Here is a 15,801-nt window from a genome sequence, read left to right as displayed (position 1 = left end):
CCGGCGTACGCGGAAGGATGAGAGCATGAGGCGGTTGTTCTGGCTGGGCATCGGGCTGGCCGTGGGCGTCCTGGTGGTCCGCAAGGCCACCCGGACCGCGCAGGCGTACACCCCGGCGGGCATCGCCAGCGGACTGTCCGAGTCCGCCGGCGGGCTGGTCGAGTCGGTGCGCGCCTTCGTGGACGACGTCCGGGTCGGTATGGCCGAGCGTGAGCAGGAGATCCACGAGGCCTTCGCCCGCGGCGAGGCGTACGACGACGAGTTCGCCGAGCTGCGGGAGGACCCGCGGATCGGCGACCGAGAGATTTTCCCGGAGGAGCACCAGCGATGAAGACGGCGGAGATCAAGCGGCGGTTCCTCGCCCACTTCGAGGCGAACGGGCACGCCGTGGTGCCGTCCGCTCCGCTGCCCGCCATCAGCGACCCGAACCTGCTGTTCATCAACGCGGGCATGGTGCAGTTCGTGCCCTACTTCCTGGGACAGCAGAGCCCGCCGTACGCGCGGGCGACGAGCGTGCAGAAGTGCATCCGGACGCCGGACATCGACGAGGTCGGCAAGACCAGCCGGCACGGCACGTTCTTCCAGATGAACGGCAACTTCTCCTTCGGTGACTACTTCAAGGACGGGGCGATCCCGCTCGCCTGGGACCTGGCCACCAAGTCGGTCGAGGCGGGCGGCTTCGGGCTGGACCCGGAGCGGATCTGGGCGACGGTCTACCTGGACGACGACGAGGCGTACGACATCTGGCGGGCCACCGGCGTGCCCACCGAGCGGATCGTGCGCCGGGGCAAGGCCGACAACTTCTGGTCGATGGGCATCCCCGGCCCGTGCGGCCCGTGCTCGGAGCTCTACTACGACCGCGGCCCGGAGTACGGCCGGGAGGGCGGTCCGGAGGTCGACGAGGACCGCTACCTGGAGTTCTGGAACCTCGTCTTCATGCAGTTCGAGCGCGGCCCGGGCGTCGGCAAGGAGGACTTCCCGATCCTCGGCGACCTGCCGGCGAAGAACATCGACACCGGCATGGGCCTGGAGCGGATGGCCTCGCTGCTGCAGGGCGTGGACAACCTCTACGAGATCGACGAGGTCAAGCCGATCCTGGACCGGGCGGCCGAGCTGACCGGCAAGCGCTACGGCGCGCACTCGGGTCACGCGGCCAACCAGTCGCACCCGGACGACGTGCGGCTGCGGGTGATCGCCGACCACGTGCGCACCGCGCTGATGCTGATCGGCGACGGCGTGACCCCGTCGAACGAGGGCCGTGGCTACGTGCTGCGGCGGATCATGCGCCGGGCGATCCGGGCGGTGCGGCTGCTGGGTTACCAGGACCGGGCCCTGCCGGAGCTGCTGCCGGTGGCGCGGGACTGCATGGCCCCGTCGTACCCGGAGCTGGCCGAGGAGTTCGGCCGGATCTCCCAGTACGCGTACGCCGAGGAGGACGCGTTCCTCGCCACGCTGCGCGCCGGCACCACGATCCTGGACACCGCGATCGCGGAGACCAAGTCGGCGGGCAAGCCGGCGCTCTCCGGTGACAAGGCGTTCCAGCTGCACGACACGTACGGCTTCCCGATCGACCTGACCCTGGAGATCGCGGCCGAGCAGGGCCTGCAGGTCGACGCGGACGGCTTCCGTCGGCTGATGGCCGACCAGCGCAGCCGGGCCAAGGCCGACGCGCAGGCCCGCAAGACCGGGCACACCGACGTGTCGGCGTACCGGTCGGTGCTCGACGGCGGCGGCCCGGTGGAGTTCACCGGCTACACCGAGCTGAACCGCGAGTCCCGGGTGCGCGCGCTGCTGTCCGGCGGCGCCGCGGTGTCCGCCGCGGTCGAGGGCGACACGGTCGAGCTGGTGCTCGACACCACCCCGTTCTACGCCGAGGGCGGCGGGCAGCAGCCCGACCAGGGCCTGATCACGGTCGGCGGCGGCCAGGTCGAGGTCTTCGACGTGCAGCAGCCGGTGCCCGGCCTGATCGTGCACCGGGCCCGGGTGGTGCGCGGCGAGGTCCGCACCGGCGAGACCGGGTACGCCGAGATCGACGTGTCGCGACGACGGGCGATCTCCCGCTCGCACACCGCGACGCACCTGGTGCACCAGACGATGCGCAACTTCCTCGGCGAGTCGGCGACCCAGGCGGGTTCGCTGAACGCGCCGGGCCGGCTGCGGTTCGACTTCAACACCCCGACCGGGGTGGCGCCGAGCGTGCTGCACGACGTGGAGCAGCAGGTCAACGAGGTGCTGCTGGCCGACCTGGAGGTGCACGCGTTCGTCACCAGCCAGGAGGAGGCCCGCCGGATCGGCGCGATGGCCCTGTTCGGCGAGAAGTACGGCGAGCGGGTCCGGGTCGTCGAGGTCGGCGACTACGCCCGGGAGCTGTGCGGCGGCACGCACGTGGCCCGCTCGGCCCAGCTCGGCCTGGTCAAGATCCTCTCCGAAGCGTCGGTCGGTTCCGGCGTACGCCGGATCGAGGCGCTGGTCGGCATGGACGCGTTCGGCTTCCTGGCCCGCGAGCACCTGCTGGTGTCCCGGCTGGCCGAGCTGTTCCGGGTGCCGGGGGAGCAGGTCGCCGACCGGGTGGAGCAGACCGTCACCCAGCTGCGCGACGCGGAGAAGGAGCTGGAGAAGCTCCGCGCCCAGCTCGTGCTCGGCGGCGCCGGCGCGCTCGCGGCGCAGGCCAAGGACGTGCGCGGGGTCGCGTACGTGGGCACCGAGGCGCCCGAGGGCGCGGCGGCCAACGACGTGCGGACCCTGGCCCAGGAGATCCGGGGCCGGATCGACGCGGCCCGCCCGGCGGTGGTCGCGGTGGCGGCCCGGGCGAACGGCAAGGCGTCGCTGGTGGTGGCCGTCAACCAGGCCGCCCGGGGGCGGGGCCTGAGCGCCAAGGAGCTGGTCAAGGCGGCGTTCTCCGGGCGCGGCGGCGGCAGCGACGACCTGGCCCAGGGCGGCGGACTGCCCGCCACGGAGGCGCCGAACCTGCTGGTCACGGTGGAGAAGGCGGTCGCGGACGCGGCATGAGCGAACGCACCGAGCGGAGCGAGGGCCGTGAGGGCATGCCCGGCTGGCACGGCATGAGCGAACGCACCGAGCGGAGCGAGGGCCGTGAGGGCATGCCCGGCTGGCACGGCATGAGCGAACGCACCGAGCGGAGCGAGGGCCGTGAGGGCATGCCCAGCTGGCACGACATGAGCGCACTGATCGACGTCAGGGCGGACCTCCCGGTCCGCCCTGGCCCGTACCGGCTTCGGAGGTGTGGCGGCCGATGACCGAGTTCGCCCGGGGCGTCCGGCTGGGTGTGGACGTCGGCCAGGTCCGGGTCGGCGTGGCCCGCAGCGACCCGCACGGCATCCTCGCCACCCCGCTGGTCACCCTGGCCCGCGACCTGAGCGCCGAGCCGGACGCGGTGCCCGCCGACATGGCCGAGCTGGTCCGGCTGGCCGCCGAGCACGAGGCGGTCGGGATCGTCGTCGGGCTGCCGGTCAACCTCGCCGGAAAGCACGGCCCGGCGGCGGCGAACGTCTCGGCCTACGCCACCCGTTTGGCCGATGTAATGGGGTCGATTCCGGTGACGCTGACGGACGAGAGGATGTCGACCGTCGTCGCGAGTCGTAGGCTGGCCGAACGGGGCGTCCGGGGAAAGCGCCAACGGGCGGTGGTCGACCAGGCCGCCGCGGTGGAGATTCTGCAGAGCTGGCTGGACGCACAGCGGAGGCGGACGCAATGATCGACGACCTTGACCTGGGATTCGACGAGACGGAGAGGGGGGAGAAGGGCCGGCACCGGCGCGGCGCGGTGCGCCGGCGGCAGGGCAAGTCCGGCGGCGGCCGGGGCAAGACCCTCCTCGCCCTCGCGCTCGCGCTGATCCTGCTCGGCGGCATCGGCGGCGGCGCGTTCTACGGTTTCGACCGGGTGCAGAACTACTTCGTCACCCCCGACTACGACGGCTCCGGCACCGGCGAGGCGATCGTCGAGATCAAGCAGGGCGCGCTGATCGCCGACATGGGCGACGCGCTGGTCGCCGCCGACGTGGTGAAGAGCACCAAGGCGTTCATCGAGGCCGCCGAGGAGAACTCGCGCAGCAAGAACATCCAGCCCGGCACGTACAAGCTGCGCAAGCAGATGAGCGGTGACGCGGCGGTCGCGGCCATGCTCGACCTGAAGAACAGGGTCGTCAACGGGCTCACCATCCCGGAGGGGCTGACCGCGAAGACGGTCTTCAAGCGGCTCTCCGAGAAGACGGACATCCCGGTCAAGGACTTTGAGACGGCGGCGAAGGATCCGATCGCGCTCGGCGTGCCGGACTGGTGGTTCGAACGCTCCGACGGCAAGAAGATCAAGCCCTCGATCGAGGGATTCCTCTTCCCGGACACCTACGAGATCCCGCCGAAGGCCACCGCCGAGACGGTGCTCAAGCTGATGGTGGACAACTTCCTCACCGTCACGGGCGAGATGCAGTACGCCGACAAGGTGAAGTCGGACCGCCGTATCGCGCCCTACGAGGCGTTGATCGTCGCGTCGCTGGCTCAGGCGGAGGCGGGCAACAAGGACGACCTGGGCAAGGTCGCCCGGGTCGCCTACAACCGGGTCTACGGCGACTTCCCGTGCAACTGCCTGGAGATGGACGTCACGGTCAACTACTACCTGGAGCTGACCGGGCAGCGGACCAAGACCTCCAAGCAGATGACCGAGTCCGAGCTGAACAACCCGAAGAACCCGTACAACCGCAAGCTGGCCGGTCTGGTCCCCACGCCGATCAACAACCCGGGCAAGCAGGCCCTGGAAGGCGCGCTGGACCCGCCGCCGGGCAAGTGGCTCTTCTTCGTGGCGATCGACAAGGAGGGACACTCCGCCTTCGCGGAGACACCCGAACAGCACGAGCAGAACAAGGCCAAGGCCCGGGAGGCCGGGATCATCTGATGGCCCCCCACCGTGCGGCGGTGGTCGGCAAGCCGATCGCCCACTCGCTCTCCCCGGCGATCCACACCGCCGGGTACGCGGCGACCGGGTTGACCGGCTGGTCGTACACGAAGATCGAAGCCGGCGCGGACGAGCTGCCCGGCCTGGTCGCGGGCCTCGGCCCGGAGTGGGCCGGGCTGTCGGTGACCATGCCGGGCAAGGAGGCGGCGCTCGCGCTGGCCGACGAGGTCTCGCCGGTCGCCGCCGCCGTCGGCGCCGCCAACACGCTGGTACGCCGACCCGACGGCACCTGGTACGCGGACAACACCGACGTGACCGGCATGGTCGAGGTGCTCACCGGCGCCGGCTGCGTGGCCGGGGCGGTGGTCACCGTGCTCGGCGCCGGCGGCACCGCCCGGGCGGCGATCGCGGCGGCGGCCCGGATCGGCGCGGCCGAGGTGACGGTGGTGGCCCGCCGGCCCGAGGCGGTGGACGAGTTGCGCCCGGTGGCGGCGGCGGTCGGCGTGCCGCTGGCCGGCGCGGAGTGGGACGGCGCGCCCGCGCACGCCCGGGCCGACCTGGTGATCTCCACCGTGCCGAAGGGTGTCGCCGACCCGCTCGCGGACAACTTCGACTGGCGGCCGGAGTCGGTCTTCTTCGACGTGGTCTACGACCCGTGGCCGACGCCGCTCGCCGCCACCGCGCTGGCCTCCGGCTGCCGGGTGGTTTCCGGGCTGGACCTGCTGCTGGCCCAGGCGGTGGGGCAGTTCGAACACTTCACCGGCGTCGCCGCGCCGCGCGCCGCGATGCGCGCCGCGCTTGCGGTTTAAGGAAGGGCCCCTTCTTAACGCCTCCGGTAGAGGAAGGGCCCCCTGTTAACACCACCGCCGTCTGCTGGGAGATCAGCGCGCGGAGGTGGCCTGTCCGGTGGGCGGGACGCGGCGACCGCCGTACGGCGGCGACCACCGGGCGTGACACACTGACCGCTGTGTTGCGCTGGCTGACTGCAGGTGAATCGCACGGACCCGCCCTCGTCGCGATGCTGGAGGGCGTACCCGCCGGCATCGAGGTGACCACCGGGGAGATCTCCGGCGAACTGGCCCGGCGTCGGCTCGGCTACGGCCGGGGCGCCCGGATGTCGTTCGAGCAGGACGAGGTCGAGATCATCGGTGGGCTCCGGCACGGCGTGACGCTGGGCAGCCCGGTGGCGATCCGGGTGGGCAACTCCGAGTGGCCGAAGTGGCGCACCGTGATGGCCGCCGATCCGGTCGACCCGGACGAGCTGGCGAGTCAGGCCCGCAACGCGCCGCTGACCCGTCCCCGTCCGGGCCACGCGGACCTCGCCGGCATGCAGAAGTACGGGCACACCGACGCCCGGCCGATCCTGGAGCGCGCCAGCGCCCGGGAGACCGCCGCCCGGGTCGCCGTCGGCACGGTCGCCAAGGCGCTGGTCCGGCAAGCGCTCGGCGTCGAGATCGTCTCGCACGTGGTGGAGTTGGGTCCGGTGGCGGTGAAGCCCGGCCTGCGGCCCACGCCGGAGGACGCGGCGCGGATCGACGCCGACCCGCTGCGCTGCCTCGACGCCGAGGCCAGCGCCCGGATGGTCGCCGAGGTCGACGCCGCGAAGAAGGCCGCCGACACGCTCGGCGGCGTGGTCGAGGTGCTCGCGTACGGGGTGCCGCCGGGCCTGGGCAGCCACGTGCAGTGGGACCGCAAGCTCGACGCCCGCCTGGCCACCGCGCTGATGTCGATCCAGGCGATCAAGGGCGTGGAGATCGGTGACGGGTGGCAGCAGGCCCGCTCCCGCGGCTCCGAGGCGCACGACGAGATCATGCCGACGGCGACCGGGGTGCGTCGGGTGACCGACCGGGCCGGCGGCCTGGAGGGCGGCATCACCACCGGCGAGCCGCTGCGGGTGAAGGCGGCGATGAAGCCGATCTCGTCGCTGAACCGGGCCCTGGCGACGATCGACGTGACCACCGGCGAGCCGGCCACCGCGATCAACCAGCGCTCCGACGTGTGCGCGGTGCCGGCGGCGGCGGTGGTCGCCGAGGCCATGGTCGCCCTGGTGCTGGCCGAGGCGGCGGTGGAGAAGTTCGGCGGCGACTCGATCGCCGAGATGCGCCGCAACCTGGCCAGCTACCTCGACAGCCTGGTGGTTCGGTGAGCGCGAGGAACGCAGCGCAGCGGAGTCCCGCAGTCGCGAACGGAAGGTGGCACCGGTGAGCAGCCGACCGGTCTGCGTGCTGGTCGGGGCGCCGGGCTCCGGCAAGACCACGGTGGGGACCGCGCTCGCCGCCGCCCTCGGCGTCGACTTCCGGGACACCGACACCGACATCGAGCGGCAGGCCGGCAAGCCGATCCCGGAGATCTTCGTCGACGAGGGTGAGGACCACTTCCGCGCGTTGGAGCGGGCCGCGGTGGCGGCGGCGCTGGCCTCGCACGCCGGCGTGCTCGCGCTCGGCGGCGGCGCGGTCCTGGCCGAGGAGAACCGGGCCGCGCTGATCGGCCACACCGTGGTGCACCTGTCGGTGGAGCTGCCCGACGCGATCCGGCGGGTCGGGTTGGGCGCGGGCCGGCCGCTGCTGGCGCTGAACCCGCGCGCCACCCTCAAGCACCTGCTGGACCAGCGCCGCCCGCTCTACGCCGAGGTGGCGACCGCGACGGTGGTCACCGACGGGCGTGCCCCGGAGGAGTTGGCCACCGAGATCGCCGCGCTGCTCAAGCCCTGACCACGGCCCGCCCTCGGCCCGGCCCTGCCCTGGCCGGCGCGCGGTCGGGCAAGTCCGGCCGCATCGTGACACCCATGGTGTTCCACTCGGTGCCGTTGGCGCCGGTGGGTGGAACGCTATGGGTGTCTGCGGAGGGTTGAGGCACCCATGATGTTCCACTCGGTGTCGTCGACGCTGGTGGGTGGAACGCTATGGGTGTGCGGGCGGGTCGGGTGCCGGTGGTGGGAGTCACCGGCCAACCACGCGGTCAGCGTGCGGCCCGACGCCGGCTCGCGGGGCGAACTGGCCCGGACTGCTGCGGCCGTCCGCGCGCCGCGTGGTGAGGTGCGGCAGAAGCCGCGAGCAGTTCGCACGGCGTGTGCGGCAGAAGCCGCGAGCAGTTCGCACGGCGTGTGCGGCAGAAGCCGCGAGCAGTTCGCACGGCGTGTGCGGCAGAGCTGCGAGCATCCTGCACGGCGGGGTGCGGCAGAGCTGCGAGCATCCCGCGCCGCGCGGTCTGTGGTGCGTTCGCGCTGGTCACGCCCGGGCCGGCGCGGGGCCGGTGGCTGAGCGGTCGGCCGGACGGCGGGCCGGGCGCTCCGGACGCCAGGTGGCGAGCAGGGCGAGCGCGAGGGCGATCTCGGCCAGGTCGCCGAGGTAGTACATCAGGGTGGCGCCGGCGCGCAGCTCGGCGGCGCCGGCCGGCACGTCGACGAGGATGCCGGCGTAGAGCAGTTGGGCGATCGTGGCGTGCGCGGCGACGCCGACGCCGAGCACCACGAGCCGGACCGGCACCCGGGGGCGGTGCGGGCCGGGGTCCGGCCCGGCGATCGACCAGGCGAAGAGGCAACCGCTGAGCAGGAAGTGGGCCTGCACCAGCGTGTGCAGGGCGGGGTTGTCCAGCGTGGCCCGGTAGAGCGGGGTCAGGTAGAGCAGCCACAGCCCGCCGGCGGTGAGCAGCAGACCGGTCGCCGGGTGGCCGAGCACCCGCGCCACCGGGTGCCGGAGCACGTGGACCAGCCGGCGACCGGCGCGCCGGTCCAGGGTCCGCAGCACCAGCGTGACCGGCGCGCCGAGGACCAGGGCCAGCGGCGCGAGCATGCCGATCAGCAGGTGCTGCCACATGTGCCCGACGAAGTCGTCGGCCGGCCGGAGCAGCCCGACGGCCACCAGTAGCGTCCCCAGCCCGAAGCTCGCGGTCCGCCCGTGTGCCCAGCCCGGCCCGTCGGGGTCGCGCAGCCGTAGCGCGGCGGCCAGGTAGGCCCAGAACAGGACCGCCGGGAGCAGCGCGGTCGCCGGGAACCCGTCGGCGGCGTGCCCGGCGTGGGCGAGGGTCACCGACGCTCCGGCGCGCAGAGGTCCACCCCGTCGGCCCGCCGCTGGATCGCCCAGCCCACCGCGATCAGGACCAGGCCGAGGGCGAGGAAGCCCAGGTCCCACCAGGTCTGGTGCGGGCCGGTGCGGACGTGGTGGATGCCGAGCAGGTGGTGGTCGACGATCCCCTCGACCAGGTTGAACAGTCCCCAGCCGACCAGGACCCAGCCCCAGAGCATCGGCGAGCGCCAAAGCCGGCCCCGGGAGTGGGTGACCCGGGCGTAGAGCAGGGCCAGCCCGGTCAGCACCGCCACCCAGGTGACCACGTGGAACAGGCCGTCCCACACCGTGTTCATCTGCAGCCCCGGCACGGTGTCGACCGGGTAGTCCCTGATCCCCACGTGGTCGGCGTTGGTGCTGCTGAGCATGTGGTGCCACTGGAAGACCTGGTGCAGGAGGATGCCGTCGACGAAGCCGCCCAGCCCGATGCCGAGGATCGTGGCGGGGAGCCGGATGCTCGTGCGCTGCGTGCTCTCGCTCATCCGGCCGCCCTACCCGGGGCGCGCGCGGACAAACGCCCCACGGAGTGGACAGTCGCCGCGCCGGGGCCGGGCGCTGGACTAGGCTGCCGGCGATGGACGAGGTGACCCGGATCCCGGTCGGCGGCGAACGGCCGTACGACGTGCTGGTGGGACGCGACCTGCTCGACCCGCCGCCCCGGCTGCTGCCCGGCGCGGAGCGGGTGGCCTTCCTGTACGCGCCGCCGCTGAAGGCGCTGGCCGAACGGCTCGCCGAGCGGGTCCGCGCCGACGGCGTGGCGCCGCTGCTGGTGGAGGTGCCCGACGCCGAGGCGGGCAAGCACGTCGACGTGGCCGCCGGCTGCTGGGACCGGCTCGGCGCGGCGGGCTTCACCCGTACCGACGCGGTGGTCGGGGTGGGCGGCGGCGCGGTCACCGACCTGGCCGGCTTCGTCGCGGCCAGCTGGCTGCGCGGCGTGCGCTGGGTGCCGGTGGCGACGTCGCTGCTCGGCATGGTCGACGCCGCGGTCGGCGGCAAGACCGGGATCAACACGGCGGCCGGCAAGAACCTGGTCGGCGCGTTCCACCCGCCGGTCGGCGTGCTCTGCGACCTGGCGACGCTGGACAGCCTGCCCCCGGCCGACCTGGCCGCCGGCCTGGCCGAGGTGGTCAAGTGCGGGTTCATCGCCGACCCGGTGATCCTCGACCTGGTGGAGCGGAACCCGGCCGCCGCGCTGGACCCGACCGGCCCGGTGCTGCGTGAGCTGGTCGAGCGCGCGGTGCGGGTCAAGGCCGACGTGGTCGGCGGTGACCTGCGCGAGTCCGGGGTACGCGAGGTGCTCAACTACGGACACACCCTCGCCCACGCGATCGAGAAGGTCGAGGGCTACCGCTGGCGGCACGGGCACGCGGTCGCGGTCGGGCTGGTCTACGCGGCCATCCTCGCGCGACTCGCCGGCCGGCTCGACGAGGCGACCGCGCGCCGGCACCGTGACGTGCTGGCGGCGCTCGACCTGCCCACCGGCTACCGGGCCGACGCCTGGCCGGAGCTGCTCGCCGCGATGCGGGTGGACAAGAAGGCCCGGGGCAGCCGGCTGCGCTTCGTGGTGCTGGACGGGCTCGCCCGCCCGGCGATCCTGGAGGCGCCGTCGGACGAGCTGCTCGCCGAGGCGTACCGGGAGATCAGCTCGTGAGGGTCTACGTGCTCAACGGGCCGAACCTGGGCCGGCTCGGCACCCGCCAGGTCGACGTCTACGGCGTGACCAGCTACGCCGACCTGGTGGCCGACTGCGAGCGGACCGGGCGTGAGCTGGGCCTGGACGTGGTGGTGCGGCAGACCGACGCCGAGCACGAGCTGCTGGGCTGGCTGCACGAGGCGGCCGACGAGGAGGCGGCGGTGGTGCTCAACCCGGCCGCCTGGTCGCACTACTCGATCGCGGTCCGCGACGCCTGTGCCCTGCTGCGCGGCCCCCTGGTGGAGGTGCACATCTCCAACATCCACGCCCGCGAGGAGTTCCGGCACCACTCGGTGGTCTCCGCCGTGGCCACCGGGGTGATCTGCGGCCTGGGCGTGGACGGCTACCGGCTGGCCCTGCACCACCTGGCGCTCCGGCTCGGTGCCGGCGCCTGACGCTGCGTCACCTGGGGCCGGGGTCCGATTCGACACAGCTAGTAGACTTGGTGGGTCTGTCCGCCAATTGATGATCAAGGCAGGAAATGGCCACCACCAACGACCTGAAGAACGGCCTGGTACTCAACCTGGACGGCGAGCTGTGGGCCGTCGTCGAGTTCCAGCACGTCAAGCCCGGTAAGGGTGGTGCCTTCGTGCGCACCACGCTGAAGAACGTGCTGTCCGGCAAGGTGGTCGACAAGACCTTCAACGCGGGCACCAAGGTCGAGACGGCGACCGTGGACAAGCGCACCATGCAGTACCTGTACGCCGACGGCGAGGACTACGTCTTCATGGATCTGGAGACGTTCGACCAGATCACCGTCATGGGCGGCGTCGTCGGCGAGGCCGCCAACTACCTCCTCCCGGAGGCCGAGGCGACCGTCGCCACCCACGAGGGCGTCCCGCTCTACATCGAGCTGCCGACCTCGGTCGTGCTCGAGGTCACCTACACCGAGCCCGGCCTGCAGGGCGACCGGTCGACCGGCGGCAACAAGCCGGCCACCGTCGAGACGGGCGCCACGGTCCAGGTTCCGCTGTTCATCACCACCGGTGAGAAGATCAAGGTCGACACCCGCGACGGCCGTTACCTCGGCCGAGCCTGATGGCCGAGGGTCCGAAGCAGCAGATGCCGGCGCGCCGCAAGGCGCGCAAGCGGGCGCTGGACGTGCTCTTCGAGGCCGACCTGCGCGACCGGCCCCCGGTCGAGGTCCTGGCCGGCTACCTGGAGCGGATCGAGCAGCCCCGCCCCGACCACCTCGGCTACGCGGTCGGGCTGGTCGAGGGCGTCGCGGCGCACCTCGACCGGATCGACGAGACGATCGCCAGCTACGCCGAGGGGTGGACGATCGACCGGATGCCGGTGGTCGACCGCAACCTGGCCCGGATCGCCGTCTACGAGCTGCTCTACGTCGACGAGATCGACGACGCGGTGGCGATCAGCGAGGCCGTCGAGCTGGCCCGGCAGATGTCGACCGACGACTCGCCCCGGTTCCTCAACGGCATCCTCGGCCGGATCGCCGAGTACGCCACGCGCTGACGCGCCGCGACGACGAAGGGCCCGTGCCGGATGGCACGGGCCCTTTCGACGTACGGGTGGGTCAGGAGGCGAAGAACGCCCGCGGGTCGGCGACCAGCACACCGTGCTCGGTCAGCCGCTCGATCAGACCCGACGGCGAGGCGTCGTAGACGATGGCGAGGGCGCGCAGGTCGTCGGCGCGGATGGAGAGCACCCGGCCGTTGTAGTCACCGCGCTGCTGCTGGATGGCGCGGGCGTACCGGGCGACGTACGCGAGGTCCTCGGAGGCCTCGTCGTAGAGCCGCTCCAGGTCCAGCACGATCTTGCTGGTGGGCTCGTGACGCACCCCACTGCCGTCGGGCAGCAGCTCCGAGACGGGAACGCGGTAGAAGTCGGCCAGCTCCGCCAGGCGGGACACGGTGACGGCCCGGTCGCCGCGCTCGTACGAGCCGACCACCACGGCCTTCCACCGCCCGTTCGACTTCTCCTCCACACCCTGCAGGGACAGGCCCTGCTGCTGGCGGATGGAGCGCAGGCGGGCGCCCAGCGACTTGGCGTATTCAGAGGGCATTCGGACACTCCCAGTGCTGCTCGGGGTTCTCCCAGCTATCGCTACGGAGCGTGACGGTACGGGGATTGCGACACGTGGTCAAGTGTTGCTCTCCACCGGGTCCGGGGGGCCGGTCTGGCTTGTCCGCATTTCTCCGGGCTGACCAGCAGGTCAGGACCGGCGACGGGGGGTCCGGTGACCGCTGGTAACGTGGCGTGAAGCCCCGGTCCGGGCCCTCGCGGTTCCGCCGGAGTCGATCAGACGTCCTTTAACGACCCGTCCCGTGAGGCGGGGAAGGAGGTCCGCCGTGGCCTACCCACCGGCTGCCCAACCGTCGCCGCCGCGACAACCCTCGGTGAAGGTGATCCTCGCCGCCGCCGACGTCTCGCGGGTGGTCGACCGCATCGCCCACCAGATCCTGGAGAAGACCCAGGGCGCCGCCGACACCGTGCTGCTCGGCATCCCCACCCGGGGCGTGCCCCTGGCCAGGCGGCTCGCCGCCCGGATCAGCACCTTCGAGGACGTGACCGTCCCGGTCGGCGTGCTCGACATCACCCTCTACCGCGACGACCTGCGCCGGCACGCCACCCGCGCGGTCGGCCCGACCGACCTGCCGCCCGGCGGGATCGACGGCAAGCGGGTCGTCCTCGTCGACGACGTGCTCTTCTCCGGCCGCACCGTGCGGGCCGCGCTGGACGCGCTCAGCGACGTCGGCCGCCCGGCCTCCGTCCAGCTCGCCGTCCTGGTCGATCGCGGTCACCGCCAGCTGCCGATCCGCGCCGACTACGTGGGCAAGAACATCCCCACCGCGCTGGCCGAGAATGTCAAGGTCACCCTCGCCGAGACCGACGGCACCGACGAGGTCAAGTTGTACGGGGGGTCACCCGCATGATCCGTCACCTGCTCTCCGGCGCCGACCTGGACGCCGACACCGCCACCCTGGTCCTGGACACCGCGGCCGAGATGGCCACCGTGGCCGGCCGCGAGGTCAAGAAGCTGCCCGCGCTGCGCGGACGCACCGTGGTCAACCTCTTCTACGAGGACTCCACCCGGACCCGGATCTCGTTCGAGGCGGCCGCCAAGCGGCTCAGCGCCGACGTGATCAACTTCTCCGCCAAGGGTTCCAGCGTGGCCAAGGGGGAGAGCCTCAAGGACACCGCGCTGACCCTGCAGGCCATGGGCGCCGACGCGGTGGTCGTCCGGCACCCCGCCTCCGGCGCGCCGCACCGGCTGGCCGACTGGGTGGACGGGTCGGTGGTCAACGCCGGCGACGGCACCCACGAGCACCCCACCCAGGCGCTGCTCGACGCGTACACGATGCGGTCCCGGCTGGGCCGGCTCGCCGGCCTGCACGTGGCGATCGTCGGCGACGTGCTGCACTCCCGGGTGGCCCGCTCGAACGTGCTGCTGCTCAGCACGCTGGGCGCCAAGGTCACCCTGGTCGGTCCGCCGACGCTCATCCCGCGCGACATCTCCCCGGCGCTGGCCCCCGGCACCGACGTCTCCTACGACCTCGACACCGTTCTTCCCGGTGTGGACGTGGTGATGATGCTGCGGGTGCAGCGGGAGCGGATGAGCGACTCCTACTTCCCCTCGGCCCGGGAGTACGCCCGCCGCTACGGGCTCGACGGGCCGCGCATGCGCCGGCTGCCCGAGCACGCGATCGTCATGCACCCCGGCCCGATGAACCGGGGGATGGAGATCACGCCCGAGGTCGCCGACTCGTCCCGCTCCACCATCGTCGAACAGGTCGCCAACGGGGTCTCCGTGCGGATGGCCGTCCTCTACCTGCTGCTCGGAGGGAACAACCGGTGACCGCGTACCTCATCAGGAACGTCCGTGTGCTCGACGGCGAGCCGACCGACCTGCTCATCCGCGACGGTGTGGTGGCCGAGGCCGGCGCCGGCCTGACCGCCGGCGACGCCACGGTGCTCGACGCGACCGGCCTGGTCGCGCTGCCGGGCCTGGTCGATCTGCACACCCACCTGCGTGAACCCGGCCGGGAGGACGCCGAGACGGTCGAGTCCGGGTCCCGGGCGGCGGCGCTCGGCGGCTACACGGCGGTGTGCGCGATGGCGAACACGTCGCCGGTCGCCGACACCGCCGGCGTGGTCGAGCAGGTCTGGCGCCTCGGCCGGGAGGCCGGCTTGGTCGACGTGCAGCCGATCGGCGCGGTGACCGTCGGGCTGGCCGGGGAGCGCCTGGCCGAGCTGGGCGCGATGGCCGACTCCGCGGCCCGGGTGCGGATCTTCTCCGACGACGGGCACTGCGTGGCCGACCCGCGGCTGATGCGCCGGGCGCTGGAATACGTCAAGGCGTTCGACGGGGTGATCGCCCAGCACGCCGAGGAGCCCCGGCTCACCGAGGGCGCGCAGATGCACGAGGGCGAGGTGTCCACCCGGCTCGGGCTGACCGGCTGGCCGGCCGTCGCCGAGGAGGCGATCATCGCCCGGGACGTGCTGCTGGCCGAGCACGTCGGCAGCCGGCTGCACGTCTGCCACGTCTCCACCGCCGGCAGCGTCGAGGTGCTGCGGCAGGCCAAGGCGCGCGGGGTGCGGGTGACCGCCGAGGTGACGCCGCATCACCTGCTGCTGACCGACGAGCGGGCCGAGACGTACGACCCGGTCTTCAAGGTCAACCCGCCGCTGCGCACCGCCGCCGACGTCGCCGCGCTGCGGGCCGCGCTGGCCGAGGGCGTGATCGACATCATCGCCACCGACCACGCGCCGCACGCCGTGGAGGACAAGGAGTGCGAGTGGGCGTACGCCCGGCCGGGCATGCTCGGCCTGGAGACGGCGCTCTCCATCGCGCTCGACGTGTTCGGTCCGCGGTGGGACCTGATCGCCGAGCGGATGTCCCGGGCGCCGGCCCGGATCGCCGGCCTGGCCGGGCAGGGCGTCGACCCCGCGCCCGGCGTGCCGGCCAACCTGACCCTGGTGGACCCGGCCGCCCGGCGCGTCATCGAACCGGCGGAGCTGGCCAGCCGCAGTCGCAACACCCCGTACGCCCGCATGACGCTGCCGGGTCGCATCGTGGCGACCTTCCTGCGCGGCGAGCCGACGGTCCTGGACGGAAAGGCAGTCAAGTGAGCGCAGCGAAGCGGAGTCCCGCAGTCGGGAACGAAAGGCGGGGAC

18 protein-coding genes are annotated in these 15,801 nt (G+C 72.8%); 15 read left to right on the top strand and 3 right to left on the bottom strand.

Annotated features, from left to right (window positions below; all coding sequences use genetic code 11):
* Positions 1-25: 25 nt before the first annotated feature.
* The 8 genes from CO540_RS08085 (at position 26) to CO540_RS08050 (ending at position 7,619) form a co-directional block, all read left to right on the top strand.
* A complete protein-coding gene (locus tag CO540_RS08085) occupies positions 26-331 on the top strand; it encodes a DUF6167 family protein (protein ID WP_091578080.1) in 306 nt (101 codons plus the stop codon).
* Entirely contained in the window at positions 328-3,009 is a 2,682-nt protein-coding gene (gene alaS / locus CO540_RS08080) for an alanine--tRNA ligase (RefSeq protein WP_099161547.1), read from the top strand. Before CO540_RS08085 ends, alaS begins: the two co-directional genes overlap by 4 nt.
* Entirely contained in the window at positions 3,006-3,257 is a 252-nt protein-coding gene (locus CO540_RS30850) for a hypothetical protein (RefSeq protein WP_099161546.1), read from the top strand. The genes alaS and CO540_RS30850 overlap by 4 nt, the downstream gene beginning before the upstream one ends.
* Positions 3,254-3,715, top strand: coding sequence for a Holliday junction resolvase RuvX (gene ruvX, locus CO540_RS08070; RefSeq protein ID WP_091578075.1), 462 nt, complete (start codon positions 3,254-3,256; stop codon positions 3,713-3,715). The genes CO540_RS30850 and ruvX overlap by 4 nt, the downstream gene beginning before the upstream one ends.
* A complete protein-coding gene (mltG, locus tag CO540_RS08065) occupies positions 3,712-4,908 on the top strand; it encodes an endolytic transglycosylase MltG (RefSeq protein WP_099161545.1) in 1,197 nt (398 codons plus the stop codon). The genes ruvX and mltG overlap by 4 nt, the downstream gene beginning before the upstream one ends.
* Entirely contained in the window at positions 4,908-5,717 is an 810-nt protein-coding gene (locus CO540_RS08060) for a shikimate dehydrogenase (protein ID WP_099161544.1), read from the top strand. Before mltG ends, CO540_RS08060 begins: the two co-directional genes overlap by 1 nt.
* Positions 5,718-5,875: 158 nt before the next feature.
* On the top strand, positions 5,876-7,054 hold the full coding sequence (gene aroC, locus CO540_RS08055) for a chorismate synthase (RefSeq protein WP_099161543.1): 1,179 nt from the start codon (positions 5,876-5,878) through the stop codon (positions 7,052-7,054).
* 55 nt (positions 7,055-7,109) lie between these two features.
* Positions 7,110-7,619 carry a shikimate kinase gene (locus CO540_RS08050; protein ID WP_099161542.1) on the top strand — a complete coding sequence of 170 codons (510 nt, stop codon included), beginning with the start codon at positions 7,110-7,112 and terminating at the stop codon, positions 7,617-7,619.
* A gap of 516 nt (positions 7,620-8,135) precedes the next feature.
* Here the strand turns inward: CO540_RS08050 and CO540_RS08045 are convergent.
* Complete coding sequence (locus CO540_RS08045) at positions 8,136-8,936, bottom strand: cytochrome c oxidase assembly protein (protein WP_099161541.1); 801 nt, start codon at positions 8,934-8,936, stop codon at positions 8,136-8,138.
* Positions 8,933-9,454, bottom strand: a complete 522-nt coding sequence (locus CO540_RS08040) for a DUF2243 domain-containing protein (RefSeq protein ID WP_099161540.1) — start codon at positions 9,452-9,454, stop codon at positions 8,933-8,935. Before CO540_RS08040 ends, CO540_RS08045 begins: the two co-directional genes overlap by 4 nt.
* Before the next feature lie 92 nt (positions 9,455-9,546).
* On the opposite strand from CO540_RS08040, the gene aroB reads away from it, so the two are divergent.
* The 4 genes from aroB to nusB all read left to right on the top strand — a co-directional run bounded on the left by aroB (position 9,547) and on the right by nusB (position 12,138).
* Complete coding sequence (aroB, locus tag CO540_RS08035; protein ID WP_099161539.1) at positions 9,547-10,623, top strand: 3-dehydroquinate synthase; 1,077 nt, start codon at positions 9,547-9,549, stop codon at positions 10,621-10,623.
* Positions 10,620-11,060 carry a type II 3-dehydroquinate dehydratase gene (aroQ, locus tag CO540_RS08030; protein ID WP_099161538.1) on the top strand — a complete coding sequence of 147 codons (441 nt, stop codon included), beginning with the start codon at positions 10,620-10,622 and terminating at the stop codon, positions 11,058-11,060. Before aroB ends, aroQ begins: the two co-directional genes overlap by 4 nt.
* A gap of 86 nt (positions 11,061-11,146) precedes the next feature.
* Complete coding sequence (gene efp / locus CO540_RS08025) at positions 11,147-11,704, top strand: elongation factor P (RefSeq protein WP_091578052.1); 558 nt, start codon at positions 11,147-11,149, stop codon at positions 11,702-11,704.
* A 23-nt stretch (positions 11,705-11,727) separates the two neighbouring features.
* The gene (gene nusB, locus CO540_RS08020) at positions 11,728-12,138 is read left to right on the top strand and encodes a transcription antitermination factor NusB (protein ID WP_172967998.1); all 411 of its coding nucleotides are present in this window, start codon (positions 11,728-11,730) and stop codon (positions 12,136-12,138) included.
* Between the two features lie 61 nt (positions 12,139-12,199).
* On the opposite strand, the gene CO540_RS08015 is transcribed toward nusB, so the two are convergent.
* The gene (locus tag CO540_RS08015; RefSeq protein WP_013285505.1) at positions 12,200-12,688 is read right to left on the bottom strand and encodes a transcriptional regulator; all 489 of its coding nucleotides are present in this window, start codon (positions 12,686-12,688) and stop codon (positions 12,200-12,202) included.
* A gap of 286 nt (positions 12,689-12,974) precedes the next feature.
* Here CO540_RS08015 and pyrR point away from each other — a divergent pair, with 286 nt between their 5' ends.
* Genes pyrR through CO540_RS08000 form a run of 3 tightly spaced genes read left to right on the top strand, consistent with a single transcriptional unit; the run spans position 12,975 to position 15,756 of the window.
* Positions 12,975-13,559 (top strand): bifunctional pyr operon transcriptional regulator/uracil phosphoribosyltransferase PyrR, encoded by a 585-nt coding sequence (gene pyrR / locus CO540_RS08010; protein WP_091578047.1) that lies wholly within the window; start codon positions 12,975-12,977, stop codon positions 13,557-13,559.
* A complete protein-coding gene (locus CO540_RS08005; RefSeq protein WP_091578045.1) occupies positions 13,556-14,482 on the top strand; it encodes an aspartate carbamoyltransferase catalytic subunit in 927 nt (308 codons plus the stop codon). The genes pyrR and CO540_RS08005 overlap by 4 nt, the downstream gene beginning before the upstream one ends.
* Complete coding sequence (locus CO540_RS08000) at positions 14,479-15,756, top strand: dihydroorotase (protein ID WP_099161536.1); 1,278 nt, start codon at positions 14,479-14,481, stop codon at positions 15,754-15,756. The genes CO540_RS08005 and CO540_RS08000 overlap by 4 nt, the downstream gene beginning before the upstream one ends.
* The last annotated feature ends 45 nt before the right edge of the window (positions 15,757-15,801 follow it).

It is taken from the genome of Micromonospora sp. WMMA2032 (assembly GCF_002688545.1).
GTDB classification, from domain to species: Bacteria; Actinomycetota; Actinomycetes; order Mycobacteriales; family Micromonosporaceae; genus Micromonospora; species Micromonospora sediminicola.
This window is presented reverse-complemented; position numbering and strand designations above follow the sequence as displayed.

Coding starts and splice junctions, on each gene's coding strand:
- CO540_RS08085 (WP_091578080.1), top strand. CDS start 26: ATGAGGCGGTTGTTCTGGCTGGGCATCGGGCTGGCCGTGGGCGTCCTG.
- alaS (WP_099161547.1), top strand. CDS start 328: ATGAAGACGGCGGAGATCAAGCGGCGGTTCCTCGCCCACTTCGAGGCG.
- CO540_RS30850 (WP_099161546.1), top strand. CDS start 3,006: ATGAGCGAACGCACCGAGCGGAGCGAGGGCCGTGAGGGCATGCCCGGC.
- ruvX (WP_091578075.1), top strand. CDS start 3,254: ATGACCGAGTTCGCCCGGGGCGTCCGGCTGGGTGTGGACGTCGGCCAG.
- mltG (WP_099161545.1), top strand. CDS start 3,712: ATGATCGACGACCTTGACCTGGGATTCGACGAGACGGAGAGGGGGGAG.
- CO540_RS08060 (WP_099161544.1), top strand. CDS start 4,908: ATGGCCCCCCACCGTGCGGCGGTGGTCGGCAAGCCGATCGCCCACTCG.
- CO540_RS08040 (WP_099161540.1), bottom strand. CDS start 9,454: ATGAGCGAGAGCACGCAGCGCACGAGCATCCGGCTCCCCGCCACGATC.
- aroB (WP_099161539.1), top strand. CDS start 9,547: ATGGACGAGGTGACCCGGATCCCGGTCGGCGGCGAACGGCCGTACGAC.
- efp (WP_091578052.1), top strand. CDS start 11,147: ATGGCCACCACCAACGACCTGAAGAACGGCCTGGTACTCAACCTGGAC.
- nusB (WP_172967998.1), top strand. CDS start 11,728: ATGCCGGCGCGCCGCAAGGCGCGCAAGCGGGCGCTGGACGTGCTCTTC.
- CO540_RS08015 (WP_013285505.1), bottom strand. CDS start 12,688: ATGCCCTCTGAATACGCCAAGTCGCTGGGCGCCCGCCTGCGCTCCATC.
- CO540_RS08005 (WP_091578045.1), top strand. CDS start 13,556: ATGATCCGTCACCTGCTCTCCGGCGCCGACCTGGACGCCGACACCGCC.